This window comes from Duganella sp. GW821-FHT07F09 (assembly GCF_059418705.1).
Genome location: NZ_JBWKQJ010000008.1, coordinates 178,452 through 201,981 on the forward strand (window position 1 = coordinate 178,452; position 23,530 = coordinate 201,981).

A 23,530-nucleotide genomic window follows, 5' to 3' on the forward strand; every position below is an offset into this window, starting at 1 on the left:
GCGTTTAGAATTTGTCGAGGTTGCCGTGCGATTCGGCCATCGCCACCACGACCTTGCGCGGGCCCTTGAACGGCGCGCGCGCGTGCGCGGCGAGCATGTTGTCGAGCATGAGGACGTCGCCCCGCTCCCAGGCGAACGACACGGTCTCGGCGTCCAGCACGGCGCGCACCTCGTCGAGCAAGGCGTCGGGAATGGCCGAGCCGTCGGCGAAATAGGTGTTGCGCGGCAGGTTCTCAACGCCGAACACCTCCTCCATCGTCTCGCGCACTTCGGGTTGCAGGTTGGAGACGTGGAACAGGTGCGCCTGGTTGAACCACACCGTTTCGCCGGTGACGGGGTGGACCTCGGTGGCCTGGCACAGCTGCGTGGTGCGCAGGCCGCCGTCCGGCTTCCACTCCCAGCGGATCGCGGCCTCGCGGCAAAACGCCTCGACCTCGGCGCGGTTGTCGGTATTGAAGACCTGCTGCCACGGCACATCGAGCTCGCCGAAATTGCGCACATACAGAATGCCGGGCGCGAAGCGCGCGCGGATCGCTTCCGGCATGCGCCGGTAGATCCTGCGGCTGTCGGCGATCGGAGTCGCGCCGCCCTCGATCGACGGCGTCACGCAATGGAACCAGGCCTTCATCGGCCACATGCGCGTGTAGGCCTGCTCGTTGTGCAGCGGGATCGACTGGTGGGAGGGATATTCGGTCGCCGTGTAGACGCCACCGCCCAGCGCCGTGCGCGGCGTGGAACCGAATTCGTAGGACAGCAAGGGATGGCCGAAGCCGGCCGCGAAGGTGCGGAACTCCTCCACGCCGGACACGTCGAAGCCGCGCAGCAGCACACCGCCGACGTCCGCCACGGTAGCCTCGATTTGCGCGCGCAGCCCGGGCAAGGCCTGCAGCAGCGATTGTCCCGCCGACGATGGCGTGATCAGGGCCGGCAGCACGCAGTCGGCCGGGCGCATACATTCAAATCGTGTAAATGCGTTCATCATGTCTCCTAGAGTTCCAATTCACAGGCCGGCGCCCGCCGACGGCAGGTCATGCGGCGCGCGCCGGCTCACCGGGCGCCGCGCAAAAGCGCCGGGCCAGATGCCGCATCAGCGCGGCCAGCACCTCCGGCTCGCGCTGGCGCACGAAGAAGTGGCCGCCGTCGAACCAGTCGAGGGAAAAGGCGCCGGCCGCCTCCTGCCGCCAGGCCTCGATGCGCCGGCCGGCGATGTCGTCGTCGCTGCCCGCGAACACGTGCAGCGGAAACGGCAGCGATGCCGGCGCGCCGTAGCGGAAGCTGGCGCAGGCGCGGTAGTCGGCGCGCAACGTGTCGAGCGTGAGCCGCATCAGCTCCTCGCAGGCATAGACCTCTTCCGGCGTGCCGCCCTGCTTGCGCATGTCGGCGATCAGCGAGGCGTCGTCGTCCTTGCCCTCGAAGCGTTGCGGGTCGTGCTGCGACGGCGCCGGGCTGCCCGACGCGAACAGCAGCGACGGCGCCGGCCTGCCGAGCTCCCGCTGGCGCCGCGCGATGCCGTGGGCCAGCATGGCCCCCATGCTGTGGCCGAACAGGACGTAATCGCCCCGCATCGTCCCGGCGTGCTCGTCGCACAGTTGCGCGACCAGCCGCTCATAGTCTTCGACGCAGGGCTCGTCCAGCCGGCCGCCCCGTCCCGGCAGCTCGACCGGGACCAGTTGCACCCATGCCGGCAGCCAACGGCGCCAGCGCAGGTACATGGTGGCGCTGGCGCCCGCGCACGGCAGCACCAGCAGCTTGACGTGCGGCGTCGCCGGCATCACCGCGCGGCCGTCCCGGCGCCGGACGCCTGGCGCGCCTGCTCGTCCATCCAGGTGCGCAGCGACAGCGGGCGCATATCGGTCCAGTGCCGCTCGACATAGGCCGACACCAGTTGCTTGTCGCCGCGCACCTGGACGCCGTGTTCATCGGCGACGGCGGTCCAGCCACCGGGGACGGCCTTCCAGTGCGGCCAGATCGAATACTGGCCCTCGTGGTTGATCAAAACGATGAAGGTCTCGCCTTCGCGATCGAAGCAGCTGGTGGTCATAAAATCTCCTTGCGTTGCGGGTGAATGGAAGGGAGCGTCGGCGCTGCGCATGCATGACCGCCCCTCCCTCCTAGACGGCACAGGGCGCCGCGTGTTTAGTCATGGCGGCCGCGCGTCACTCGTGCAGCTCGCGGCAGCCGGCCAGCGCGTGCACCACGTCGCGCATCATGAAGTTGACCAGCGTGGCCGACACGCCGACGATTTTCCCGACCTCGCGCTGGGTCTTGCCGTCGATGCGATGCAGTTCGAAGACCAGGCGCGTGCGCGGCAGCAGCGCCGCCAGCGCGTGGTCGACCTTCGCCAGCACGCGGCGCGCGTCGATGCCCGCGTCGGCCGGGCGGCCGCCATCGACCTCGGGAAAGTCGTCGGCGGCGGTCATGACGATGTAGCCCGACTCCACCATGCGGCGCCGGCAATGGTCGCGCGCCAAATTGCGCACCACCTGGCAGCAATAGCCGAAAGGATTCGGGATATCGCGGGCGCAGACGCAGTCGGCCAGCTTGAGGTAGGCATCCTGGAGCACATCGTCGATGTGGTCGGGGTGCCGCAATATTTTGGAAGCGACGGCGCGAAGATCGCGGCGGCGCGCGAGGTAAACCTCGATGAGCGCATGATTTGGCGTAACGGCGGGCAACAAAAGGGTCTCTCCTGTCAGGTGAGGAGCGCGGCGGCGGCGAAGCGCGGGGGAAGCGGACGGCGTGCGGCGGGGGCATCCCACCCGCCACAATTTCAGTATTTTCGCCGTCCTTGAGAATGCGAATAATTCTCATTACATCAGATTTTTGGCCGGCTGGGAACCAACTATGCGGTAGGTGTACGTAATCGCATTTCATACGTCCCGCATCGCGGGGCAATATTATTTAACCCGAGGAAATGTGACGCACCACATGCATGCGGGCGGTACCGGGATGCGGAGCGCTGGCTGGCACGCCAATCGCGCAATCGGACAAGATGACAAATCTGTCACGCAAGCGTCATGTTCCTGTCAGTGCGCCCTCCTTAAACTTGTCCTGTCTTCACCTCAACAACCGAAAGGACACATCATGTTCAAGACACTGCGCATCCTCATCATCTGCACCGCCATCGTCGGCGCCGGCCTGGCACAGGCGGCACCCGGCGCACTGGCCAACTACGGCAGCGCGTCCAACACCGGCTTCGCCGACCGCGAAATCACCATCGAGCCAGGCACGAAATGCGTGAACGTCAACAATGGCGAAACCGTCGCTTTCAACATCAACGGCAAAACCTTCACCTGGCACTTCGAAACGCTGCACGCGGAAGACCAGTTCGGACTGGAAAAGATCGCGCCGGAAGGTGTGGAAGTGGGGAACGTGACCGTCTACGTCGCCAGCAACCCGCTGTATCGCGGTTAATGTGATGGGCGCCATCGACATCGCTCGTGGTGCGGCCGCCATCGTCGCCATGCTGGCGGCGGCTGCGGCCGGCGCGCAGGACCACCATCACGGCGCGGCGGCGGGCGCCCCGCCCCCTTTCGTCGCCAGCACCGCCAAGCCCTTCGGCGCGCTGATGGACGACGCCATGGCCGTCATGGACGCCGGCATGAAGCAGGCGCCGATGAACGGCGTGCCCGAACACGATTTCGTGACGATGATGATGCCCCACCACCAAGGGGCCATCGATATGGCCAAGGCCGTCCTGCTGACGACCAGGGACCCCGAAATCCGCAATCTGGCGCTGGGCATCATCGCCGAACAACAGGTGGAGATCAACGTCATGCAAGCCTGGCTGCGCCAACACCCTTCCAAGGAGAATCCAAAATGAAGAAAGCCGCATTCGCCGTGGGCGCGCTGATGTGCGCCAGCGCGTGGGCCGCCATCTCGCCGCTGGACCGCGTCTATACCGCCGACCAAAACACCAACACCGTGTCGGTGTTCAGCCCCGCCACCAACACCTTGCTGGGACAGATCAAGCTGGGTAACCAACGGCCAGACGTGCTGTCGCCGCTGTATCGCGGGGAGACCAATGTGCACGGCCTGGGGTTCTCGCCGGACCACAAGACGCTGATCGCCATTTCGAACGGCTCCAACTCGGTGACCTTCATCGACACCGCGACCAATAAAGTCAAGGGCAAGACCTACGTCGGCCGCTCGCCGCACGAGGGCTTCTTCACGGCCGACGGCAAAGAGGTCTGGGTGGTGGTTCGGGGCGAGGACTATATCTCGGTCATCGATCCGGCCACGTTCAAGGAGACGCGCCGCATCCGGACCGACCTCGGACCGGGCATGGTGCAGTTCCACCCGGACGGCAAGCTGGCGTTCGCCGTGTCCAGTTTCACGCCGACGGTCGACATCATCGATGTCGCCTCGCACACCATCATCAAACGCATCGGTGTCGTCAGCCCGTTCTCACCGTTCCTGCAATTCACGCCGGACCACGAGGAGATCTGGATGACGCACAAGGACGTCGGCAAGGTCACGCGCATCAGCACCAAAACATTGGAAGTGACCGGCGTGATCGACACCGGCTTCATCACCAACCACCTGGCGTTTGCCAAAGTCAGGGACGAGGTGCGCGCCTACGTAACCATCGGCGGCGAAAACGTGGTGAAGGTCTACAGCACCGGCAAGGAAGCAAAACTGTTCGCCACGATCCCCACCGGCGCGCTGCCGCACGGCGCGTGGACCTCGGACGACAACAGCCGCGTCTACATCGGACTGGAAAACGGCGATGGCGTGCAGGTGATCGATACCGCCTCGAACAAAGTGGTCTCCACCGTCGGCGGGGGCCAGGCGCCGCAGGCCCTGGTCTATCTGTCGAACGTGGCGCCGTCCGCCAACGACAAGTCCAACCTGGCTCCACGCGTGAACCTGGACTCCGTCAATATCCAGCTAAAGCCGGTGCAAGGCGGCGGCAGGGGCTTTGTGGTGGTGCGCCCGCTGGGCGTGGTCGAATCGATCGAAGCGTTCCTGTACAAGCTCAAACCGAACACCCGGTACGATGTCTACGCGGGAACCGACGCAGCGCCGGTCGGCAGCTTCCAGACCAACGACGCGGGCATGGCGAATGGAACGATGATCGGCCCGGGCGGGACGGACGGCGCCATCTCGGTGAAGGAGGCCGGCGCGGCCACTGTGCTGGTGTCAGTGCCGCGCAGCTAGCGCTTGCCGTCTTATTTCGTCAACACCAACGAGAAAAACAGACGCGTCGGCCCGTTCGCCATCTTGAAGAAGATCTTGTTGCGGCCCTTCCTGAAGCGGACCGTGCGTTTTCCCTCGGTCATATTGTAGTCACGCCCATGGGTGTTGGGAACGTCGTACAGCGCGGGCCAGAACGACAGCTTGTTGATGTTACCGCCGGCCCAGACCTGCACGTCGTTCAGCCAAATCTGGGCGTCGTCGTCCGCGCCTATCCACAGCGTCAGGTCCTGCTCGCGGTCCATCATCACTTCGGTGTAGCCGTAGTACACCGCGTCCTCGTCCGGTTCCGGCGGCACCAGCGGATAGCTGGCGGCGTTCACATAGCGCCACGCCACCCGCCGGTTGCCCTTGCCGGCATACACGGCGTCCAGGATCACGCCCTGTTCGGGCGGATAACGATGGTTGGAAAACAGCCCGGCGCCGTGCTTGCCCTCAAAGGGGCCGATCACATACCAGCTGTTGACATAGACGCGATTGGCGAACGCGCCGTCCCGGCCCAGAACGCGGCCGGCACCCTTGATCATCGTGCGCGCGTCGACCGGCGGGATATGGCCGGTTCCCGGTCTAAAGATCGCCTCTCCACCACGGGTGTAGTTGCGCGCGGCGCCCGTCGGCAGCGTCATGTCGCGATTGATAAAGGCCGCTATCTGCTGCTCGATGGCGTTGTCGCCGGCGCCGGGCGTCGTGCCGATTCCGCCGTCGCCGTCCTGCCCATCGCCCCCGCCGCTCCCGCCGAGGCCTTTCCCAAGCTCGTTGCCGACCTGCGCCTCGCCACTTTCCGCCCGGGCGCTCTTCACGGCCACGCCATCGCGCTGCCGCGCGAGATCCTGCTGGCGCTGCGCCAGCGCCGCGCGCGCCTTCTTTTCCAACTGCTGGATTTCCGCCGCCAGTTGGCCGGGCGTGGCGCCGGGCGCCGGCATGGCGCCGGGCGGCGGAGCGCCGTTCGGCGGCGGCGCGGCGTTCGGCGCAGGCGTGACGCCCGGCGGAGGCATGGAATCAGGCGGCGGCCCGGCGCTGTCCGTCTGCGGCGACGCCAGCCGCTCGCGGGCCTGCGCCTCGGGGATCTTCTCGATTCTGGCCAATTCGGCCGCCTTGAGGTCCTTCTCTATTTCAGCGATGGAGGCCGACAACTCCCTGGCCTCGGCCAGCAATTGCTCGGGTGGCTTTGGCAGCGACGTGGCACGGAAATCCGGCTCGTCCACGGCGCCCGCGCTCCCGGACGGCGGCGCGCCGGGACGGCTCCGGTCCAGCAAATCCTTGATCTTCTCCATGTCCATCACGCGCTTTTCGATGCTGGACTGCTTTGCCAGTTCGGCGCCGGCACTGGCCTGCTCGCGCTCAAGCGCCTGCTCCACCTGGTAGGCGCCGAAATAATAGAGCAGCGTGACCAACGCCGCGTGCGCCGCCAGCGAGACGAGCACGAAGGCATGCCGCCGCAGCCACGCAAGGGCCGGCGATTCCGGCGCATAGGAATGACCGAACCTCATCGCGCGCCACGGGTATGCATGGAGATGTTGGTGAGCCGCTCGAACTGGCACAGATCGAGCACGTGCACGATATCCTGGTACTTCGCCAACTGGTCGCCGTCGATACGGATGCGGCGACCGGGGTCGCGAGCCGCTTCCGCCTTCAGGCGGCCGTGCAGCGTCTGGGTCGACACCGGCTCGCCATCGAGGAAGAACTTGCCGTCCTTGTCGACGCCGATCGCCAGCGGCGACGGCCCCGCCTCGTCGCGCTCCAGGCTGATCTGCGACGTCGGCAAGGTCACCGGCAGCTCCTTTTGCGGCTTGCGCTGCTCCGGCTGTTTAAACGACGTCGCCACCATGAAAAACATCAGCAGAAAGAAGATGCAGTCGATCAGCGCGATCAGGCCGATCTCCGGTTGCTCGTCCTCCCCCAGGTTAATGCGCATGGGACACCACGTGCAGGTTTTGCGGCGCCGCGTCGCCATGCAGGAACCATTCGTTGATCAGGCTATTGATTTTTCCTTCCAGCGCCAGGCCGAAGAACGCCTGCCGGTTCTTGAGGAAGTGGTGCATCCCCAGCGCCGGCAGGGCCACGCACAGGCCGGCGGCCGTATTGATCAACGCCTTCGAAATGCCGCCCGCCAGCAGGGCCGGATTGCCCATGCCCTCGGAGAACGCGATCACATGGAAGGCGTCGATCATGCCGACCACGGTGCCAAGCAAGCCGACGATGGGCGCCACCGTGGCGACGATCGCCAGCGGATAGGCCTTTTGCTGATGGTGCCGCAGCTCCATCGACGCGATGTCGCCGGCGCCGCTGTTGACGATGGCGTAGCCGTGCTGGCGGTGCGTCACCATGTAGGCGATCACGCGCGCCAGGGTGCTGCCCTCTTCGGCCAGCAGTTGCTGAAGCCTGGTGAAATCCTGCGCCGCCCACAGCGGCTTGACCCTTTCCACCAGCCCCTCGGGTACGATGGCGCGGACGCGGAAACGCATCAGCCGCTCGATCGTGACGGCCAGGAACAGCACCGACAGGCCGAGCGTGACGACAATGGCCGCGCCGCCCTCCGCCGCCTGTTCGACGATATTGATATCGGCGGCATGGGCGATGTTATGGAGGGCGAGCGTGGCGACTAGTGCGAGGGGGAGATTTTTGTGCATGCCCGGAACATAGCAAAGTCCGGGCCAGGCCCATGTCGCCGCCTTTTCGCGCTTCTCCCGCCACCACCCGAGCGCCCGCTGCCCATTCCCGAACACCGACTGTCCGAAAATGAACACAGGGCCGCGTGCAAACCCTCCCGGCGGCGCCGGCGACTACAACGAACCGCGCAACGGCACCGCGTCCGCCAGCAGCAAGAAGCCGCGGTCCGTGTCGAGCAGTGACGCCAACCGCTCCTCCATCATCGCGACGTAATCGCGCATGGCCGGCACGTCGCTACGCTCGAGGAATCCCAGCTCGCCCATCGCGTCGAACGCCGGCTGGGCATCCGGCATCGGTTTGACCCGGTTCAGCACCGCATGGCGCACCGAGCCCACCACCCCCGGGGTGCTGGCCACCACCTGCGCGTGCGCGTCAATCCAGCTCTCCTGCAGCTCGACGCGATCGATACCCGGCTTGCACACGCCGTAGTACAACAGGCGATGCGGCGAGGCGCCGGCCACCGGCAGCGCCAGCACGCTCTCCTCCAGCATTGTGAATACCGCCGTGCGGCCATCCGCGAAATTCGGTTCGTCCGGCGCGATGGCCTCCTGGTAGTCGCGCGTCCTGGTGGCCGCCAGATGGTCGTCGACCGTGTCGGCCATGATATGGCTGACGGAATCGTAGCGGGTCGGCGTCGCCAGCGAGCCGTAGGCGGCGTCGAAGACGTGTTGCTGGATGTAGGCGCGAATCAGGCCGGACATGGCCCTGGAACCCATCACGAGTCGCGCGTGCGTGTCCTTCATATAGCGCGAATACTCCGCGTGCGTCATGCGCGGCACGCGGGCGGCGCAGATATTCAGTTTGATCATGGTGTTGTTTCCTCTTATTTTTGCACCGGCGCGATCGACACCGGCAGCAAGGTTCCCAAGCCGGCGGCCCGGGCCCGCTTCAGCAGCATTTCGGCCGTCACCACGTCCTGCAAGGCCGAGCCGACCGACTTGTAGACGGCGATGTCGTCGGCGCCCCGCGGCGGCAGGCGCCCGCCGATCAGATCGGACAGTGAATGCAGCTTGCCGCCGAAGTCCACACCCTCGCGCACGGCGGCGAGCATGTCGCCCGTATCGTGCGCGACTTCGTCGACCATGTCGGCGACGATCAAACCCGCCCTGCGTATGACGTCCGCATCGACCTCGCGTTGCTCCGGCAGCGTCGAGCCGATCGACACCACGGTGACGCCGGGCCGCAGCCACTCACCGCGCAGCACCGGCGATTCGTCGCGCGAACGCGCCGCGCAGACGATGACGTCGGCCCCCTCGATGGCCTGTTGCGGCGTATCGGCGGCGGCGACCTCGATGCCGAGCAACCGCTGGAATTCGCTGGCGAACCGCTGGCGGCTGGCCGGCGTCGGGCTGAACACGGAAACCGATGCGATCTCGCGGATGGCGTGCAGCGCGTTCAATTGCGAGCGCGCCTCGAAGCCGGAGCCGATCATCGCCACGCGCAGCGGCCGCCGGGGCGCCAGCGCGTCCACCGCGACGGCCGCCGTGGCGGCGGTGCGGATGGCGGTGATCCGGTTGCCGTCGATCAGCGCGGCCAGTTCCATCGTCTGCTGGTCGAACAGCGAAATCAGGTAGCTGGCGCGGCGCGCCCGCGTCGAGGCGGCGATCAGCTTGCAGCCCATATGGCCGCCGGAGGAGATGGCGCTCAGGCCGCGCAGCCAGACGCCATCGCCCCTGGCCATGGAGCGCGGCGGCACCATGGCGCCGTCGATCGGCGCGCCATAGGCCGCGCGCAGCGCCTCGATCGCGTCCTTCCAGTTGTGCAGTTCACCGACGTCATGGTCGGTCAGGAACAGCGGCGGGCCACCGGCGGTGGCGGTTGCGGTTGCGGTCATCGGTCAAACTCCCTCAGGCTTATGATCGATACAGGGTAACCACCGCCGCGCCGGCCAGGAAGCGCACCGCCCGCATAGCAGCTTTCACAAATGCGGATAGCGGAAAACGGCGCTACCGCTCCGCGAACAAGGAGATGATGAGCCGCGTGATGGCGCGCGTCGCCAGCGTGTGAGGGCGATGCCGGGTTGTACCCAGCACGATGTTACGCACCAGTTCCGGCTGCACGATGCGCGCGGCGCCAATGCCGGCCTGCCCGCCACCCTGCTCCATCACCGACGCAACGATGGCATAGCCGGCGCCGGCGGCGGCGAGCTCCCTTTGCAGCTGGATGGTATCGGCCTCTATCGCCACCGCCAACTGAATGCCATGTTCGCGCGCCAGCACATCGAGCCGCCGGCGCAGCACATGCGGCTCGGCCGGCAGTATCAGGGGCAGGCCCTCGAGCGCGGCGAACGCGATCCGGCCCGACGCGATGACCGGATCGTCGGCCAAACCGATCAGGTCGAGGGCGACGGTGCGCAGGCATGGTTCACCGGGATCGGCGGCCGGCCCCTCGCGCAGCAGCAACGCCAGGTCCAGCCGCCCGGTGTCCAGCCATTCCTCCATTTGGGCGCTGGAGCCTTCGGCCAGATGCAGGTGGACGCGTGGGAACTGCTCCCTGGCGCGGCGATACAGCCTGCCCGCGAACATGGACACGCTACTCGGCAACAGGCCGACGCGCACTTCGCCCATCGGGATGCTGTTGGTCGTGAGGATATCGTCGGCCAGCCGGTCGGCCTCGGCGATCAAGGGAAGAATACGGGCGTGGATCACCTCGCCGAATTCGGTCAGGACCACGCCGCGTCCGGTGCGGCGGAACAGCTTGCCGCCGCATTGCGTTTCGAGCTGCGCGATCTGGCGGCTGATGGCGGACTGCGGGCTGTTAAGGGCGTTGGCGACCCGGGTCAGGCTGCCCAATTCGGCGACTTTGGCGAACAGCCCCCAGCGGGGATCGAGAATCGGCAGCATGCGGCGGGTACCCGTGGATGAATTGACTTTTATGGCGGAAACGGCCCACGTAGTGTCGCATTTTTCCGGCGCGATGTGGGACGTTTCGTGGCCCGCCTGCCTGCCGCTTCCCGTCAAATGATATCCACCTCCCGCGCCACCAGCACGAAGGCTTGCGACGGCTGATGGAACGCCGCCTGCCCGTTCCCGCCCAAAAAGGCCTTTTGCCAGGCGCGGAAGGCGGGCAGCGCTCCGCCCTCGTCGAACCACAGGTTAACCACAGCGTCGTAGCCGGGCATGTCCCTGGCGCCGAAGTACGCCATCAAGCCCGTTTCGTCGGGGATGGCGAGGGTCAGCACGGCGCGGCGCACCGCGGCGGCAGCTTGTGGCGTCCCGCGCCGCGCGGCGTCGACGGCAAGGCGCAGCTCCCCGGTGAAGCGCTCGGACGTGAGCGCCTCCGGCTTGCGCAGGAAGTACATCATCTTCACCGGCGCATCGGCGGGCGCCGGGACGTCGAGCTCCACGTCGCGCGCCAGCATCGCCAGCGCGGTGGACATGTCGCTGAAATTGGCGCCGTCCGGCCCGACGACGTCGCGCACGTAGGCGTCGGTGAATGAGCGCAGCATGCCCTCGACATCGTCGAAATAGAGTTCGGTGACGGAGTCGCGGTGGAACAGCCCTTGGTAGGCGGAATCGCCCTCGGCGCCGTAGGCGCTGTCGACGACGTGGTTCTGCACATAGCGGCGGATGGCCAACGGCTTGGCCCGCGCCAGCGCGCCATGCACGTCGCGGATGTAGCTGAAATATTCGTGCTGCGTCATGCCGGGTTTGCGGCGGATCGCGGCCAGGGTCTTGATCATGTTCGCTCCTGTTGTAAGTGGTGGTCCGCTACCATGTGGCGCAGATGTACTTCGATTCCAGATACTCCATCAAGCCGTCATGGCCGCCCTCGCGGCCGACGCCACTCTGCTTCCAGCCGCCGAACGGCGCCGCCGGATCGGATACCACGCCACGGTTGATGCCCACCATCCCGGCCTCGATGCGCTCGGAGACCGCCAACGCCTTGGCCAGATCGCGCGTGTGCACGAAAGACACCAGCCCGAACTCGGTATCGTTGGCCAATGCGATCGCCTCCTCGACGGTGTCGAACACGCACAGCGGCGCGACCGGCCCGAAGATCTCCTGCTTCAGGATGCGGGCGTCCGCGCGCACATCCGTCAACAGGGTCGGCTCGTAGAAATAGCCCGGCCCGCCGCGCGCGTTGCCGCCGGTGAGCACCGTGGCGCCCTGCCCGACCGCCTCCGCGACCAGTTCGGCCACCTTGTCGAGCGTATTGCGGTTGATCAGCGGCCCAAGCTGCACGCTCTCGTCCAGCCCAGGCCCCAGCTTGACCGCCGCCATCGCCGCCGCGAAGCGCCGTGCGAACTCCGCCGCCACCGGCCGTTCGACATAAAAGCGGTTGGCAGCAGTGCACGACTCGCCGCCGTTGCGCAGCTTGGCCACCATCGCCGACGCCACCGCCACATCCAGATCGGCGTCGGCGAAGACGATGAACGGCGCATTGCCGCCCAACTCCATCGAACACTTGACCACCTGGTCGGCCGCCTGCGACAGCAGCACGCGCCCGATCTCGGTCGAACCGGTGAACGACAGCTTGCGCACGCGCGGGTCGTGCAGCATCGCGTTGACGATCTTGCCGGACTGGCGCGACGGCACCACGTTGATCACGCCAGCCGGCACGCCGGCCTCCTCGAACAGGTCCGCCATCGCCAGCGCCGTCAGCGGCGTCTCGGAGGCCGGCTTGAGCACCACCGTGCAGCCGGCCGCCAGGGCCGGGCCGATTTTGCGCGTGGCCATCGCCGCCGGAAAGTTCCACGGCGTGACGAAGACCGCCACGCCGATCGGCTGGCGCACCACCAGGATGCGGTTGGCGCCACCGGGCGCGGTCGACACCTCGCCGACGATGCGCACCGCCTCCTCCGCATACCAGCGCAGGAACTCGGCGGCGTACGCCACCTCGCCACGCGCCTCGGCCAGCGCCTTGCCGCTTTCCCGCACGATCAGGCGCGCGTATTCCTCCTGGCGCGCCATCAACAGCTCGAACGCCTTGCGCAGGATCTCGCCGCGCCGGCGCGGGGCGGTGGCCGCCCACGCGCCGCCCGCCGCGTGTGCCGCCGCCACCGCCTCCAGCGCGTCGTCGATCGAGGCACTGGCCACCGAGGCCAACACCTCCTCCGTGGCCGGGTCGAAGACCTCGAAGGTGGCGCCGTCCGACGCGTCGCGCCATTGGCCGTTGATGTACAAGCCCTTGGGCGCCTTGCTCACTTCAGGATGTCGCATGGTTCTTCCTCTCTCAGGCGGGATGGCGGCCGACCATGAATTCGCTGTCGGCATCGGCGGTCGGCGTCACGCCCGAGGCGCGCAGGCCTTCGCGCAGCTGCCGCATGATGCGGTCCGGGCAGCGCATCGCCGGCGCCCGCAGCGGACCGCCGTTGAAGCCCGCCAGCCAATCCTGGTACTTCCACTGCGTGCGATTGAGCACGCCCGTGCCGCCCGCGTAGCTGGCGGACGCCGCGCCGTTGGCCAGGCGCGCCGGATGCACCTTCCAGTAAAGCTCCATGGCCGCCTCCCACCGGCCCTCGCGCGCGAGCTGGAACGCCTTCGGATAATAGTCCTGCATCCACTGGGTGTTGCTAGTGCCGGAAAACTGCAGGTCCATCAGGTTCATCATCGGTATCGCGTCGCCCTCGATCGGACAGCTGATGACCACCTCGTCGCGGAAGTGGTGCCACATCTCGCACAGTCCCGACACCAGCGGGAAGCCCTGCTCGGACTTGATGGCGACGATGTTCGGGATGTCGTCCAGCAGCCGGCGCACGAAGGCCACCGACATGCCGGCCGGATGCACGCGCTCGAAGCCCCACAGCGGAATCGGGAAGAGCATCACGGCGAGATCGGTGGCATCGCAGAACGCCTTGGTGTAGTCGTAGATCTGCTGCTCGTTCGCCGGCCAGAACTGCGGCGGGTAGGACAGCAGCACGATGTCGGCGCCGGCCTTCCCGGCCAGCTTGACCGCCTCGATGTTCTCCTGCAGTGTGCCGAAGGCGGCGTGGAAGAACAGCCCCATGCCCTGCCCGGCCGTGTCGCGCGCCCAGGCCGTGAACTGTGCGTTCTCCTCCGGCGTGATCGCCACCTCGGCGCACAACAGCGTGTAGCTGTAGCCGAATTTGGCGGCCAGCTCGATATCGTGGCGGATGCCGCGCTCGTTGAGCCGCTTGAGATCGGCCGAGTAGCTCGGGATGGAAACCGCGCTGCATCCCGTCAAATGGTCCCGCGCCCAGGCGCGCGCATCCCGCTTCTTGTAATTTGCCATGTCTGATTCCGTTCGTAAGGTTGGTGTGCCAGAGACGAGACCGATGTTAATTGGCATGGAGGAATGAAGAAACGGTCCGGGCGGGAAAGCAGATATCGCATTTTTGTTATATCAGCCGCGATGAGCCGTCCTGCCTGCAGGCAACCGTGCCCCACAGGCCGGCGGATTTGGCTATATTTTAGCCATGGGAAAAATCTACATCGGCATCTCGGGCTGGCGCTACAAAGGCTGGCGCGGCGTGTTTTATCCAGAACGGCTGGCGCAGGCGCGCGAGCTCGAATTCGCCTCGCGCGCGCTGCCGACGATAGAGTTGAACGGCTCCTTTTACTCGCTGCAGCGTCCGTCCAGCTATACCGCGTGGTATGAGGCCACGCCGCCCGGTTTCGTCTTCAGCCACAAGGGCAACCGCTACCTCACCCACATCCTGCGCCTGGGCGACGGCGCCGACAAGGCACTGGCCAACGTCATGGCCTCCGGCGTGTTCGAGTTGCGCGAAAAACTGGGGCCGTTCCTGTGGCAGCTGCCGCCCAACTTCCGCTTCGACGCCGAGCGGCTGGAGCATTTTTTCAGCCTGCTGCCACGCGACCTGGAACAGGCGCAGCGCCTGGCGCGCCAGCACGAGCCACGCATGAACGGCAAGGTCGCGCTGGACATCGACGCCAATCACAAGCTGCGTCACGCGCTGGAGATCCGCCACGACAGCTTCGTCGATCCCGCGTTCGTCGCGCTGCTGCGCAAATACAAGGTGGCGCTGGTGGTGGCCGACACCGCAGGGAAATTCCCTTACTACGAGGATGTGACGTCGGACTTCATGTATCTGCGGCTGCACGGCGCCGAGGAACTCTATGCCAGCGGCTACGACGACGAAGCGCTGGAGCGCTGGGCCGCCCGCATCCGCGCCTGGAGCACGGGCGGACAACCGGATGACGCAAAACTCATCTCGGACAAGCCGCCGCCGGCGCGTGCGAAACGCGACGTCTACTGCTACTTCGACAATGACATCAAGGTGCGGGCGCCATTCGACGCGCGTAGCCTGATCGAGAAGTTGGGATTGGGCGGCGACCTGGCGTCATTTGGCTGAAGGCGGAGGAAGGCGGTCGCGCGGCACCGGCGGCACGCGGTACTTGGCCATGCCGGATTTCTGCGAACGATAGATGCCGCAGCGGCCCGAGAACAGATAGGCGACCACGCACGCCATCGCGGCGAAGGGACCGATCTGCGGGCCAAAGAGCTCGATCGCCATGATGGTCGACGCCAGCGGCGTATTGGCCGCTCCCGCGAACACCGCGACAAAGCCCAGCGCCGCCAGCAAAGGGAAAGGCATGTGCAGCAGGGGCGCGAGCGCGTTGCCGAGCGTGGCGCCGATGAAGAACAGCGGCGTCACCTCTCCGCCTTTGAAGCCGCTGCCCAGCGACGCGACCGTGAAGGCGAACTTGCCGAAGAAATCCCACGGCGCCAGCGGGTGCTGGAACGCCTCGACGATCACCGGGATGCCAAGGCCGATGTAGCGCGTGCCGAGCAGCCATACGGCGATGGCGACGACCACGCCGCCGATCATCGGCCGCAGCGGCGCGTACGGAATATGGCGCTTCATGAAGGCCGACGCAGCGTGCGTGGATTTGGCGAAGGCCATGCCGGCCAGGCCGAACACGATGCCCGCCACCAGCACCGCTGCGACACTGGCGAAGCCGATCGCCACCACCGTGTTCATCGGATAGTGCGTGTGGTGCACGCCCCAGGCCATGCCCACCTGGTCGGCCGCGACGGCGGCGACGATGCAAGGAAAGATGGCGTCGTAGCGCAAGCGGCCGACGGCCAGCACCTCCATGCCGAAGATGGCCCCGGCCAGCGGCGTACCGAAGACGGAGGCGAAACCGGCGCTGATGCCGGCCATGAGCACGATGCGGCGGTCCGCGTGACGCAGGCGCATCGCGTAGGTCAGCTGGTCGGCCAGCGCGCCGCCCATCTGCACGGCCGTGCCCTCGCGGCCCACCGAGGCGCCGAACAGGTGCGAAACGACGGTGCCGATCAACACCAACGGCGCCATGCGCAGCGGGACGACTTTCTGGGGATCGTGGATTTCGTCGATCAGCAGGTTGTTACCGGCTTCCACGCTGCTACCCGTCTTCAGATACACCCAGCCGACGGCGAAGCCGGCCAGCGGCAGCAGCCAGATGATCCAAGCATGCGCCTCGCGCCAGTGGGTCGCATAATCGAGCGCGAACAGGAAGAAAGCCGAGGCGGTACCGCTCAACGCGGCGATCGCGCCGGCGATACAGGTCCACTTGGCAACGTACGCCAGCAACGCCGTTTGTTCGGGATAAAGAGAGAATTTCATGCGGCCAGCGGCAACTCCGGGGTCAGGTCCGCCAATTCTACACGAGCACATCGCTACCACCGAGGGTGGGAGGAAACACGTAGGGCGGATTAGGCGGAACGCCGTAATCGGCCATGCATGCGTCGCCGACGGCGCATACATGGCCGATTACGCTGCGCTAATCCGCCCTACGTGGAACAGTGGCGACGCGCCCGTCCGGTTCAATGGTGATGCTTGGCGTCCCGCTTGACGTTCATCGCCTCAGCCGGTTTGGACGGCGGCGCGCCCGGTGCGCGTGGCGCCGGCGGCACTTCGCCGGTCCATTCGTAAGCCACCGTGCCCTTCGGATGCTGGTACCAGCCAGGGTCCTTGTAATCGTTGCGCGCCAAGCCCTCGCGCACTTTGACCGTGGTGAACATCCCGCCCATCTCGACCCCGCCGAACGGACCGTCCCCGCTCATCATCGGCAAGGTGTTCTCCGGCAGCGGCATCTGCATGCCGTCCATCGAACCACCCTTGTCGCCCATGACCATGTAGCCCGGCACCAGCTTGTTGATCTTCTCGGCCACACCGGTGTGATCGACCCCGATCATGGTCGGCACGTCGTGCCCCATCGCGTTCATCGTGTGGTGCGATTTGTGGCAATGGAAGGCCCAGTCGCCGGGAGCGTCGGCGATAAACTCGATCGCCCGCATCTGGCCGACGGCGACGTCGGTGGTCACCTCCGGCCAGCGCGCCGACGGCCGCACCCAGCCGCCGTCCGTGCCCGTCACCTCGAAGGTGTGGCCGTGCAGGTGGATCGGATGGTTGGTCATCGTCAGATTGCCGGCGCGGATGCGCACCCGATCGTTCTTGCGCACTACTATCGGATCGATGCCGGGGAAGGCGCGGCTGTTGAACGTCCACAGATTAAAGTCGAGCATCGTGTTGATCTTCGGCGTGTAGCTGCCCGGCTCGATGTCGTAGGCGCTCAGCAGGAAGACGAAGTCGCGGTCCACCGCGTGCTGCTTCGGATCCTTTGGATGGGTGATCCAGAAGCCCATCATCCCCATCGCCATCTGCGCCATCTCGTCGGCGTGCGGGTGGTACATAAAGGTGCCGGCATGCCGCGCGACGAATTCGTAGACGAAGGTCTTACCCGGCTGGATGCCGGGCTGCGTCAGGCCGGTGACGCCGTCCATGCCGTTCGGCAGGAGCTGGCCGTGCCAGTGCACGCTGGTGTGCTCGGGCAGCTTGTTGGTGACGAAGATGCGTACGCGGTCGCCCTCCACCACCTCGATCGTCGGGCCGGGACTCTGGCCGTTGTAGCCCCACAGGTTGGCCGTCATGCCGGGCGCCAGTTCGCGCACCACCGGTTCCGCCACCAGATGGAACTCCTTGACGCCGTCCTTCATTCGCCACGGCAAAGTCCAGCCATTGAGCGTGACGACGGGATTGTACGGGCGGCCGTTGGGCGGCACCAGCGGCGGCGCGGTGGCGGCCGACGACTGCACCGGCGCCTCCGGCAGCGAGGCCGCGCCGGCCTTGGTGACCATGCCGGCACCGATCAGGGCTGCGCCGCTAAGGAATGATCTGCGGGTGGTCATGGTGTTACTCCTTTGTTGGTTGGGAGGCGGCCGCTTAAACGGCCGCCCAATGCGGCTTCGAGATTGGCTTGCGCGCTCCAGTAGTCCTTGAGCGCGCCGATATAGCCGTTGACGGCGGCCGATTGTTCGCGGGCGTCGGCCAGCAGTTCGAATACGCTCATCAGCATGCCGTTGTAGCGCAACAGGGTTTCGTCGGCCAGCTTTTTACGCAGCGGCACGACCTGGTCGCGGTAGTGGCGCGCCAGTTCGTACGATGCGCGATAGTCGGCGTAGCTTTCGCGCGCCTCGCTGCGGGCGTTGACGGCGGCCTGCGCCAGCAGATTGACCGACTGCATATAGGTCGCCTCGGCCCGCGCCACGCGCGTCGAACCCCAGTCGAACAGCGGGATCTCCAGCGACAGCTCATAGCCGCGCGTGTTGACCGGCCCTTCGCTGTTGGCCACCACGCCCAGATCGAGCACGTTGATGAAGCGCGTGGTCCTGGTCAGGCCCAGGGTCGACGCCGTGTGCGCGGTGTCGAGCTTGGCGGCCTGGATGTCCAGCCGCTCGTTGACGGCGATCTGCTCGATGTCGCCCAGCTCCTGGGGCGCCGCGGGCAGCTCGGGCAAATGGTCCGGCAGCTTGTACGCGGTCTGCGCGCCGCTCAGTCCCATCAGGCGGGTCAGTTTTTCGCGCGCGGCGACGGCCGCCTTGCGCGCGGCGCCGACGTCGGCCACCGTTTGCGCGTGGTAGGCCTGTTCGCGCGCCACGTCCATGGCGCTCCAGTTGCCAGCCTTGCGCATGCGATCGGCCAGTTCGGCGCTGGCTTGCGCCGATTCCTCCACCTGCACGGCGTATTCGGCGCTCTGGTTGGCGGCCACCGCCTCCACCCACGCGCGGCGGGTGTCGGCGGCGACCTTCAGCGCCTCGTTCGAGACCAGCAATTTGGTCTGCTCGTAGCGGCGTCCTTCGATGCGGCCGGCCAGCGGCGCGGTGATCAGGCTGAGAAGATTAAAGGTCAGCGTACGTTCGATACTGACCTCGCCGCCGCCGTGGCTGCGCTTGAAATCGAACACGGGATTTTGCAGGCGGCCAGCCTGCACCAGGTCCGCTTCGGCGATGCCCAGCGACCAATAGCTCGCTTGCAGTCCCCGGTTGTTCAGCAGCGCGACATGCACCGCTTCGTCGACAGCCAAAGGCTGCCCCAGTTTTTTGTCGATGACGGCGGCCAGCGCGCGGGCGTCGTCGTCGTTGCGCGGCAGGCGGCCGGCGACGCTGGCGCTCAGGCCAGTACGTTGTTCGCTGACGCCGGCGGCGGCGCCGAAGCCGCCGTCACCGGACAGGGACGCGCAGCCGCCGAGCAGCAGCGCCATGCTGGCGCCACCGGCGAGTTTATGCAGACAATTCATGTCCAACACCTCAGGTAAATTATTAAAATGGGATGCGTTGCGCAGCTCGCGGACGGAGCTGTCGCGGGGTCAGGCGAAATTGCCTTGAGGGGGACGTTCAGGGTGGGCCAGATCGACCGCGCGGGGGAATTCGGAGTGGAACGGAATGGCGGACGATACCGCCGGCAGCACCGGCACGGCGATCGTCTGCGCCATGAACGGCGCACCGGCGACACAGCAGGCCGCGCCGCCGCATTTGATGCCGCCGTGATTGTGGCCGGCATGACTTGACTGGTCGGATGACGCTTGCTGATCTTGATCCTGCATGGCGGCCATCATCGCCGCATGATCGTGCGGACCGGCGGGCATGGCCATATGCCCTGTCGCCGACGCCGCAGGAGCGTCGGGCGCGCACGGCATCATCGAAGCGGACGCATATCCCTGATAAGGGAGCGCCAGCAGCATCAGCCACACGATGAAGGTTCGGAACAAGGTCATGCGACTATGGTATCACAAGCTGCCCGGGATGCTAAGTGCGGGCAAGGCGCCGCCAAGGCTCCCTTAAGCCAGTCGCACCAACGGGTTGGCGATGATATTGTCGATTTGCCGGATGGCCTCGTCGCAGGCGGCGGCGATGGCTTCGTCCTCGCTCTCGCGCACGAATTGCATGGTCGCGCCCTCGAACACTTCGACGCCGTTGGCGTTGGCGCGTTCGATGTCGCAGCTGGCGCTCCATTTGTTGTCGCTGGTTGGCAAGGCCGTTGGGATGATGTCCCAGCCTTTGTAGTGAATTTTATCCATGACTGACTCCTTGTTTTCGGACAGACTATCATGAAGAGATACCGCTTATGCGCACGCCTGAGGATCTTTCAGTTAAAAAACATGCGCCTAGGGTAATCGTTATGATTTTTTATTATAATGAACGCATGAAGCCACTTATACAAGCCTTCCACGACAAAAACACGGGCACCGTCACCTATGTCGTGTACGAAAACGACGGCGCCGACTGCGCGATCATCGATTCCGTGCTGGATTTCGACCCGAAATCGGGCCGCACCTCCACCGCCTCGGCCGATCTGGTGGTCGATTTCGTCCGAGCGCACCGCCTCAACGCCGTCTGGCTGCTGGAGACCCACGCCCATGCGGACCACCTGTCGGCCGCTCCGTATCTGTCGCGGCAGCTGGGCGGCCGCACCGGCATCGGCGCCGCGATCTCGGTCGTGCAGCAAGCCTTCGCGCGGGTTTTCCCGCAACGGCCGGGCATCGAGCGCAGCTTCGACCACCTGTTCCAGCCCGACGAGGTATTCGCCATCGGCGCCTTGCAGGCGCGCGCGCTGCATGTGCCGGGCCACACGCCGGCCGACATGGCCTACCAGATCGGCGACGCCGTCTTCGTCGGCGACACCATGTTCATGCCGGACGTGGGCACGGCGCGCTGCGACTTCCCCGGCGGCTGCGCGGCCACCTTGTACCGGTCCGTGCGCAGGCTGCTCGACCTGCCGCCGCAAACGCGCTTATTCATGTGCCACGACTATCCACCGGCGGGCCGCGAGGCGCGCTGGGAGGTGACGGTGGCCGAGCAAAGCGAAAAGAACATCCACATCCGCGCGGGCGTGACCGAGGAGCAGTTCGTGGAGATGCGCACCAAGCGCGACGCGACCCTGGACATGCCGGTATTGATACTGCCGGCGATCCAGGTCAACATCAGCGCCGGGCAGCTGCCGGAGGCCGAGGAGAACGGCGTGCGGTATCTGAAGATACCGCTAAATTCATTCTAGAACACTGACTATTCTAAAACACGTAGGGCGGATTAGCGCAGCGTAATCGGCCATGCATGCGTCTCGACGGCGCACGCACTGGCCGATTACGGCGTTCCGCCTCTCTCAAGGCCTACCGGCTAGGTAGGCCGCCTCTTCGATGGCCCCCCGGGGCGGATTGGCGGGCCTCGCCCGCTAATCCGCCCTACGTGGACAAACCTCAGTCGTCGCGCTTCGGCGTACGGCCGATGTTCTCGTCCATATTGGCCAGATACCAGGTCAACCCCGTCATCACCGCCACGTGGCGCTTCAGCTCCAGCGGATTGACCTTGTCCAGCGTGTCCGCCGGGGTGTGGTGGTAGCTGAAATAGCTGCTGGCGTCCACCAGCGGCATGAACACCGGCACACCGGCGCGCTCCAGCGGGCCCGTGTCGGCCGCCCCGGTCACATCGCGGCGATCGAACATCGACGCGCCGATCGGCTCCAGCGATTTTTGCAGCGGCGCGAAATACTTCACCACCGACGGCCGCACGCTGCCGATCACGCCGAACGGACGGCCACCGCCGCTGTCCGACTCGATGGCGGCGAAGTGCCGCTCCACCTTGTCCTTGTTGGCTTCGAAGTAGCCCTTGCCGCCCATGGTGCCGTTTTCCTCGTTCATCCAGGCGATCACGCGGATCGTGCGGCGCGGCTTCAGGTTCAGCTTATTCAACGTATCGATCACCGCCATCGCGGCGGCGACGCCGGTGCCGTCGTCATGGGCGCCGGTGGCCAGGTCCCACGAATCGAGGTGGCCCGAGACGATCACCACCTCGTCGGCCTTGTCGCTGCCCGGCAGGTCGGCGATGACGTTGAAACTGTCGGCGTCCGGCAGATTCTGCGGCGTGAGCGTCAAATGCATCTTGACCGGACCGCGGGCGGATAGGCGGGTCATCAGCATCGCGTCTTCGGCCGTCACGGCGGCCGCCGGAATGCGTGCGCCGTCCACCAGGCCGGTGACGCCGGTGTGCGGAATGCGGTAGTCGGCGCCGCCGACCGAGCGCACCAGCGCCGCCGCCGCGCCCATCTCCGCCGCCACCTTGGGACCGTTCACCCGGAAGTTCGAGCCGCGCCCATAGGCCGGACCGGCGTGTCCACGCTCGGCCATCTCCTGATCGAAGGCCACGTCGAACAGCACGATGCTGCCCTTGACCTGCGCCGCGCGCGCCTTCAACTCGTCGAAATCGCGCACCACGATCACCGGCGCGGTCAGGCCGGCCGCCGGCGTGGCGCCCGATCCGCCCAACGCCGTCAGCACCACCTTCTGTGTGACGCCGGCCGGACGTCCGGTGTAATCGACCAGTTCCGCCGTCTCCACGCCGCGCACCCAATGCGGCACCTTGACCGGCTGCAGCGTGACCTTGGCGCCGATCTTGCGCATCGCCTCGGCCACCTGTTCGACGGCCGCCGCCGCGCCGGCGGAACCGGACAGGCGCGGGCCCACCAGATCGGTCAGGTCGGCCAGGCGCGCATAGGCCCAATCCTCCTTCATCGCGCTGTCGCGTATCCGGGCCAGGGTAGCGGGATCGTTGGCGGGTGCGGCGATCGCGCCGGCGCTCAGCATGCAGCCGGCAAGGATGGTCAGGGACAGTTTGAACGGAAAGGCGGATTTCATGCGGGTCCTGTATAAGAGTGAGTGAATTGCAAGAACGAATCAGACGATAACCGATCGTGGCGCGCTTGTCATCCATATTGATTTGTCATCGACGCTGCACTACCATGTACCCTCACACCTCCAGAAAGCGCCTATGCTCAAGGGTCGAATTTGCACGGTGCGCCACCTGGTCAGCACCGATCTGAACACCTTCATCGCGCTGGTCAACGACCTGCCCTCGCGCGGCGACCATTTCTCGCTCCATTTCAAATCGCCCGAGACGCTGCGCAAGGAGTTCATGCAAAACAGCTTCGTCACCGACGACAGCGAACTGTTTGTCATCGAGGACAGCCTGCACCACATCGTCGGCGTCATCACGCACTTCAAAAGCCGCACGCCGGTCACGCGGGAAATCGGCTACCGCCTGTTCGACGCCAAGCTGTCCGGACGCGGTTATGTCACCGAGGCGTGCGGGCTGCTGGTCGACTATCTGTTCAACGTTCACCAGTACCACCGACTGGAGCTGCTATCGGCGCCCGAGAACGTGGCCTCGATCCGGGTCGCGCAAAAATGCGGCTTCACGGCCGAGGGCATGATGCGCCAGAGCTTCTTCATCAACGGCCAATATCAAGATGTGCAGATATTCAGCCTGCTGCGGCCGGAGTGGGAAGCGCGGCAGGCCTAAAACTTCGCTTTTAAATGTTACAAGCCATTACCAAAACGGCCGCTTTGTAAGCATGTGTATAACAAATGGCGATTTTTCGCCGGACATTTATAGTGAGATCACTGGCTAACGAATCATTCCGATC

General features: G+C 65.9%; 25 protein-coding genes. 6 read left to right on the forward strand and 19 right to left on the reverse strand.

Translation table 11 applies throughout. From position 1 onward, the window contains the following. Window positions 1–4 precede the first annotated feature (4 nt). The 4 genes from AC07P1_RS21530 to AC07P1_RS21545 form a co-directional block, all read right to left on the reverse strand. Entirely contained in the window at window positions 5–982 is a 978-nt protein-coding gene (locus AC07P1_RS21530) for a TauD/TfdA family dioxygenase (protein WP_494697748.1), read from the reverse strand. Window positions 983–1,028: 46 nt separating this feature from the next. Further along, window positions 1,029–1,772: a thioesterase II family protein gene (locus AC07P1_RS21535; RefSeq protein WP_494697749.1), complete on the reverse strand. Its 744-nt coding sequence runs from the start codon at window positions 1,770–1,772 to the stop codon at window positions 1,029–1,031. Continuing rightward, on the reverse strand, window positions 1,772–2,041 hold the full coding sequence (locus AC07P1_RS21540) for an MbtH family protein (protein WP_494697750.1): 270 nt from the start codon (window positions 2,039–2,041) through the stop codon (window positions 1,772–1,774). Before AC07P1_RS21540 ends, AC07P1_RS21535 begins: the two co-directional genes overlap by 1 nt. 115 nt (window positions 2,042–2,156) lie before the next feature. Then, window positions 2,157–2,678 (reverse strand): sigma-70 family RNA polymerase sigma factor, encoded by a 522-nt coding sequence (locus tag AC07P1_RS21545; RefSeq protein WP_494697751.1) that lies wholly within the window; start codon window positions 2,676–2,678, stop codon window positions 2,157–2,159. A gap of 406 nt (window positions 2,679–3,084) precedes the next feature. On the opposite strand from AC07P1_RS21545, the gene AC07P1_RS21550 reads away from it, so the two are divergent. Genes AC07P1_RS21550 through AC07P1_RS21560 form a run of 3 tightly spaced genes read left to right on the forward strand, consistent with a single transcriptional unit; the run spans window position 3,085 to window position 5,160 of the window. After that, window positions 3,085–3,414, forward strand: coding sequence for a CzcE family metal-binding protein (locus AC07P1_RS21550; protein WP_494697752.1), 330 nt, complete (start codon window positions 3,085–3,087; stop codon window positions 3,412–3,414). A 4-nt stretch (window positions 3,415–3,418) separates the two neighbouring features. Further along, the gene (locus tag AC07P1_RS21555) at window positions 3,419–3,823 is read left to right on the forward strand and encodes a DUF305 domain-containing protein (protein WP_494697753.1); all 405 of its coding nucleotides are present in this window, start codon (window positions 3,419–3,421) and stop codon (window positions 3,821–3,823) included. After that, complete coding sequence (locus tag AC07P1_RS21560) at window positions 3,820–5,160, forward strand: YncE family protein (protein WP_494697754.1); 1,341 nt, start codon at window positions 3,820–3,822, stop codon at window positions 5,158–5,160. Before AC07P1_RS21555 ends, AC07P1_RS21560 begins: the two co-directional genes overlap by 4 nt. 11 nt (window positions 5,161–5,171) lie before the next feature. On the opposite strand, the gene AC07P1_RS21565 is transcribed toward AC07P1_RS21560, so the two are convergent. The 9 genes from AC07P1_RS21565 to AC07P1_RS21605 form a co-directional block, all read right to left on the reverse strand. Beyond that, on the reverse strand, window positions 5,172–6,686 hold the full coding sequence (locus AC07P1_RS21565; protein WP_494697755.1) for a hypothetical protein: 1,515 nt from the start codon (window positions 6,684–6,686) through the stop codon (window positions 5,172–5,174). Continuing rightward, window positions 6,683–7,111, reverse strand: a complete 429-nt coding sequence (locus tag AC07P1_RS21570) for an ExbD/TolR family protein (protein WP_494697756.1) — start codon at window positions 7,109–7,111, stop codon at window positions 6,683–6,685. The genes AC07P1_RS21565 and AC07P1_RS21570 overlap by 4 nt, the downstream gene beginning before the upstream one ends. After that, window positions 7,101–7,826: a MotA/TolQ/ExbB proton channel family protein gene (locus tag AC07P1_RS21575; protein WP_494697757.1), complete on the reverse strand. Its 726-nt coding sequence runs from the start codon at window positions 7,824–7,826 to the stop codon at window positions 7,101–7,103. Before AC07P1_RS21575 ends, AC07P1_RS21570 begins: the two co-directional genes overlap by 11 nt. Window positions 7,827–7,979: 153 nt before the next feature. Further along, a complete protein-coding gene (locus tag AC07P1_RS21580; RefSeq protein WP_494697758.1) occupies window positions 7,980–8,675 on the reverse strand; it encodes an EthD domain-containing protein in 696 nt (231 codons plus the stop codon). A 14-nt stretch (window positions 8,676–8,689) separates the two neighbouring features. Beyond that, on the reverse strand, window positions 8,690–9,700 hold the full coding sequence (locus tag AC07P1_RS21585) for an ornithine cyclodeaminase family protein (RefSeq protein ID WP_494697759.1): 1,011 nt from the start codon (window positions 9,698–9,700) through the stop codon (window positions 8,690–8,692). A gap of 112 nt (window positions 9,701–9,812) precedes the next feature. Then, the gene (locus tag AC07P1_RS21590; RefSeq protein ID WP_494697760.1) at window positions 9,813–10,709 is read right to left on the reverse strand and encodes a LysR family transcriptional regulator; all 897 of its coding nucleotides are present in this window, start codon (window positions 10,707–10,709) and stop codon (window positions 9,813–9,815) included. Window positions 10,710–10,822: 113 nt separating this feature from the next. Continuing rightward, entirely contained in the window at window positions 10,823–11,548 is a 726-nt protein-coding gene (locus tag AC07P1_RS21595; RefSeq protein WP_494697761.1) for an EthD domain-containing protein, read from the reverse strand. 28 nt (window positions 11,549–11,576) lie between these two features. Next, window positions 11,577–13,028 (reverse strand): NAD-dependent succinate-semialdehyde dehydrogenase, encoded by a 1,452-nt coding sequence (locus AC07P1_RS21600; protein ID WP_494697762.1) that lies wholly within the window; start codon window positions 13,026–13,028, stop codon window positions 11,577–11,579. 13 nt (window positions 13,029–13,041) lie between these two features. Next, window positions 13,042–14,061 (reverse strand): dihydrodipicolinate synthase family protein, encoded by a 1,020-nt coding sequence (locus tag AC07P1_RS21605; protein ID WP_494697763.1) that lies wholly within the window; start codon window positions 14,059–14,061, stop codon window positions 13,042–13,044. A gap of 184 nt (window positions 14,062–14,245) precedes the next feature. On the opposite strand from AC07P1_RS21605, the gene AC07P1_RS21610 reads away from it, so the two are divergent. After that, complete coding sequence (locus AC07P1_RS21610) at window positions 14,246–15,142, forward strand: DUF72 domain-containing protein (RefSeq protein ID WP_494697764.1); 897 nt, start codon at window positions 14,246–14,248, stop codon at window positions 15,140–15,142. Here AC07P1_RS21610 and AC07P1_RS21615 read toward each other — a convergent pair. From AC07P1_RS21615 to AC07P1_RS21635, 5 genes are all read right to left on the reverse strand, one after another. Then, complete coding sequence (locus tag AC07P1_RS21615; RefSeq protein ID WP_494697765.1) at window positions 15,131–16,399, reverse strand: voltage-gated chloride channel family protein; 1,269 nt, start codon at window positions 16,397–16,399, stop codon at window positions 15,131–15,133. The two genes, AC07P1_RS21610 and AC07P1_RS21615, sit on opposite strands and share 12 nt — an antisense overlap. Window positions 16,400–16,599: 200 nt before the next feature. After that, window positions 16,600–17,964 carry a multicopper oxidase family protein gene (locus AC07P1_RS21620; RefSeq protein ID WP_494697766.1) on the reverse strand — a complete coding sequence of 455 codons (1,365 nt, stop codon included), beginning with the start codon at window positions 17,962–17,964 and terminating at the stop codon, window positions 16,600–16,602. Then, window positions 17,961–19,352 carry a TolC family protein gene (locus tag AC07P1_RS21625; RefSeq protein WP_494697767.1) on the reverse strand — a complete coding sequence of 464 codons (1,392 nt, stop codon included), beginning with the start codon at window positions 19,350–19,352 and terminating at the stop codon, window positions 17,961–17,963. Before AC07P1_RS21625 ends, AC07P1_RS21620 begins: the two co-directional genes overlap by 4 nt. Window positions 19,353–19,421: 69 nt before the next feature. Beyond that, window positions 19,422–19,829 (reverse strand): hypothetical protein, encoded by a 408-nt coding sequence (locus AC07P1_RS21630; RefSeq protein WP_494697768.1) that lies wholly within the window; start codon window positions 19,827–19,829, stop codon window positions 19,422–19,424. Between the two features lie 63 nt (window positions 19,830–19,892). Beyond that, window positions 19,893–20,132, reverse strand: a complete 240-nt coding sequence (locus AC07P1_RS21635) for a hypothetical protein (RefSeq protein WP_494697769.1) — start codon at window positions 20,130–20,132, stop codon at window positions 19,893–19,895. Window positions 20,133–20,257: 125 nt separating this feature from the next. Here AC07P1_RS21635 and AC07P1_RS21640 point away from each other — a divergent pair, with 125 nt between their 5' ends. Next, the gene (locus tag AC07P1_RS21640) at window positions 20,258–21,109 is read left to right on the forward strand and encodes an MBL fold metallo-hydrolase (RefSeq protein WP_494697770.1); all 852 of its coding nucleotides are present in this window, start codon (window positions 20,258–20,260) and stop codon (window positions 21,107–21,109) included. A gap of 199 nt (window positions 21,110–21,308) precedes the next feature. Here the strand turns inward: AC07P1_RS21640 and AC07P1_RS21645 are convergent, their stop codons facing one another. Continuing rightward, window positions 21,309–22,742 carry a M20/M25/M40 family metallo-hydrolase gene (locus tag AC07P1_RS21645; RefSeq protein WP_494697771.1) on the reverse strand — a complete coding sequence of 478 codons (1,434 nt, stop codon included), beginning with the start codon at window positions 22,740–22,742 and terminating at the stop codon, window positions 21,309–21,311. Between the two features lie 133 nt (window positions 22,743–22,875). Between AC07P1_RS21645 and AC07P1_RS21650 the strand changes: the two genes are divergently transcribed. Then, complete coding sequence (locus AC07P1_RS21650) at window positions 22,876–23,406, forward strand: GNAT family N-acetyltransferase (protein ID WP_494697772.1); 531 nt, start codon at window positions 22,876–22,878, stop codon at window positions 23,404–23,406. The last annotated feature ends 124 nt before the right edge of the window (window positions 23,407–23,530 follow it).

Coding starts and splice junctions, on each gene's coding strand:
- AC07P1_RS21580 (WP_494697758.1), bottom strand. CDS start 8,675: ATGATCAAACTGAATATCTGCGCCGCCCGCGTGCCGCGCATGACGCAC.
- AC07P1_RS21635 (WP_494697769.1), bottom strand. CDS start 20,132: ATGGATAAAATTCACTACAAAGGCTGGGACATCATCCCAACGGCCTTG.
- AC07P1_RS21640 (WP_494697770.1), top strand. CDS start 20,258: ATGAAGCCACTTATACAAGCCTTCCACGACAAAAACACGGGCACCGTC.
- AC07P1_RS21605 (WP_494697763.1), bottom strand. CDS start 14,061: ATGGCAAATTACAAGAAGCGGGATGCGCGCGCCTGGGCGCGGGACCAT.
- AC07P1_RS21560 (WP_494697754.1), top strand. CDS start 3,820: ATGAAGAAAGCCGCATTCGCCGTGGGCGCGCTGATGTGCGCCAGCGCG.
- AC07P1_RS21530 (WP_494697748.1), bottom strand. CDS start 982: ATGATGAACGCATTTACACGATTTGAATGTATGCGCCCGGCCGACTGC.
- AC07P1_RS21590 (WP_494697760.1), bottom strand. CDS start 10,709: ATGCTGCCGATTCTCGATCCCCGCTGGGGGCTGTTCGCCAAAGTCGCC.
- AC07P1_RS21610 (WP_494697764.1), top strand. CDS start 14,246: ATGGGAAAAATCTACATCGGCATCTCGGGCTGGCGCTACAAAGGCTGG.
- AC07P1_RS21540 (WP_494697750.1), bottom strand. CDS start 2,041: ATGACCACCAGCTGCTTCGATCGCGAAGGCGAGACCTTCATCGTTTTG.
- AC07P1_RS21555 (WP_494697753.1), top strand. CDS start 3,419: ATGGGCGCCATCGACATCGCTCGTGGTGCGGCCGCCATCGTCGCCATG.
- AC07P1_RS21585 (WP_494697759.1), bottom strand. CDS start 9,700: ATGACCGCAACCGCAACCGCCACCGCCGGTGGCCCGCCGCTGTTCCTG.
- AC07P1_RS21620 (WP_494697766.1), bottom strand. CDS start 17,964: ATGACCACCCGCAGATCATTCCTTAGCGGCGCAGCCCTGATCGGTGCC.
- AC07P1_RS21600 (WP_494697762.1), bottom strand. CDS start 13,028: ATGCGACATCCTGAAGTGAGCAAGGCGCCCAAGGGCTTGTACATCAAC.
- AC07P1_RS21570 (WP_494697756.1), bottom strand. CDS start 7,111: ATGCGCATTAACCTGGGGGAGGACGAGCAACCGGAGATCGGCCTGATC.
- AC07P1_RS21650 (WP_494697772.1), top strand. CDS start 22,876: ATGCTCAAGGGTCGAATTTGCACGGTGCGCCACCTGGTCAGCACCGAT.
- AC07P1_RS21595 (WP_494697761.1), bottom strand. CDS start 11,548: ATGATCAAGACCCTGGCCGCGATCCGCCGCAAACCCGGCATGACGCAG.
- AC07P1_RS21550 (WP_494697752.1), top strand. CDS start 3,085: ATGTTCAAGACACTGCGCATCCTCATCATCTGCACCGCCATCGTCGGC.
- AC07P1_RS21565 (WP_494697755.1), bottom strand. CDS start 6,686: ATGAGGTTCGGTCATTCCTATGCGCCGGAATCGCCGGCCCTTGCGTGG.
- AC07P1_RS21575 (WP_494697757.1), bottom strand. CDS start 7,826: ATGCACAAAAATCTCCCCCTCGCACTAGTCGCCACGCTCGCCCTCCAT.
- AC07P1_RS21625 (WP_494697767.1), bottom strand. CDS start 19,352: ATGAATTGTCTGCATAAACTCGCCGGTGGCGCCAGCATGGCGCTGCTG.
- AC07P1_RS21630 (WP_494697768.1), bottom strand. CDS start 19,829: ATGACCTTGTTCCGAACCTTCATCGTGTGGCTGATGCTGCTGGCGCTC.
- AC07P1_RS21615 (WP_494697765.1), bottom strand. CDS start 16,399: ATGAAATTCTCTCTTTATCCCGAACAAACGGCGTTGCTGGCGTACGTT.
- AC07P1_RS21535 (WP_494697749.1), bottom strand. CDS start 1,772: ATGCCGGCGACGCCGCACGTCAAGCTGCTGGTGCTGCCGTGCGCGGGC.
- AC07P1_RS21645 (WP_494697771.1), bottom strand. CDS start 22,742: ATGAAATCCGCCTTTCCGTTCAAACTGTCCCTGACCATCCTTGCCGGC.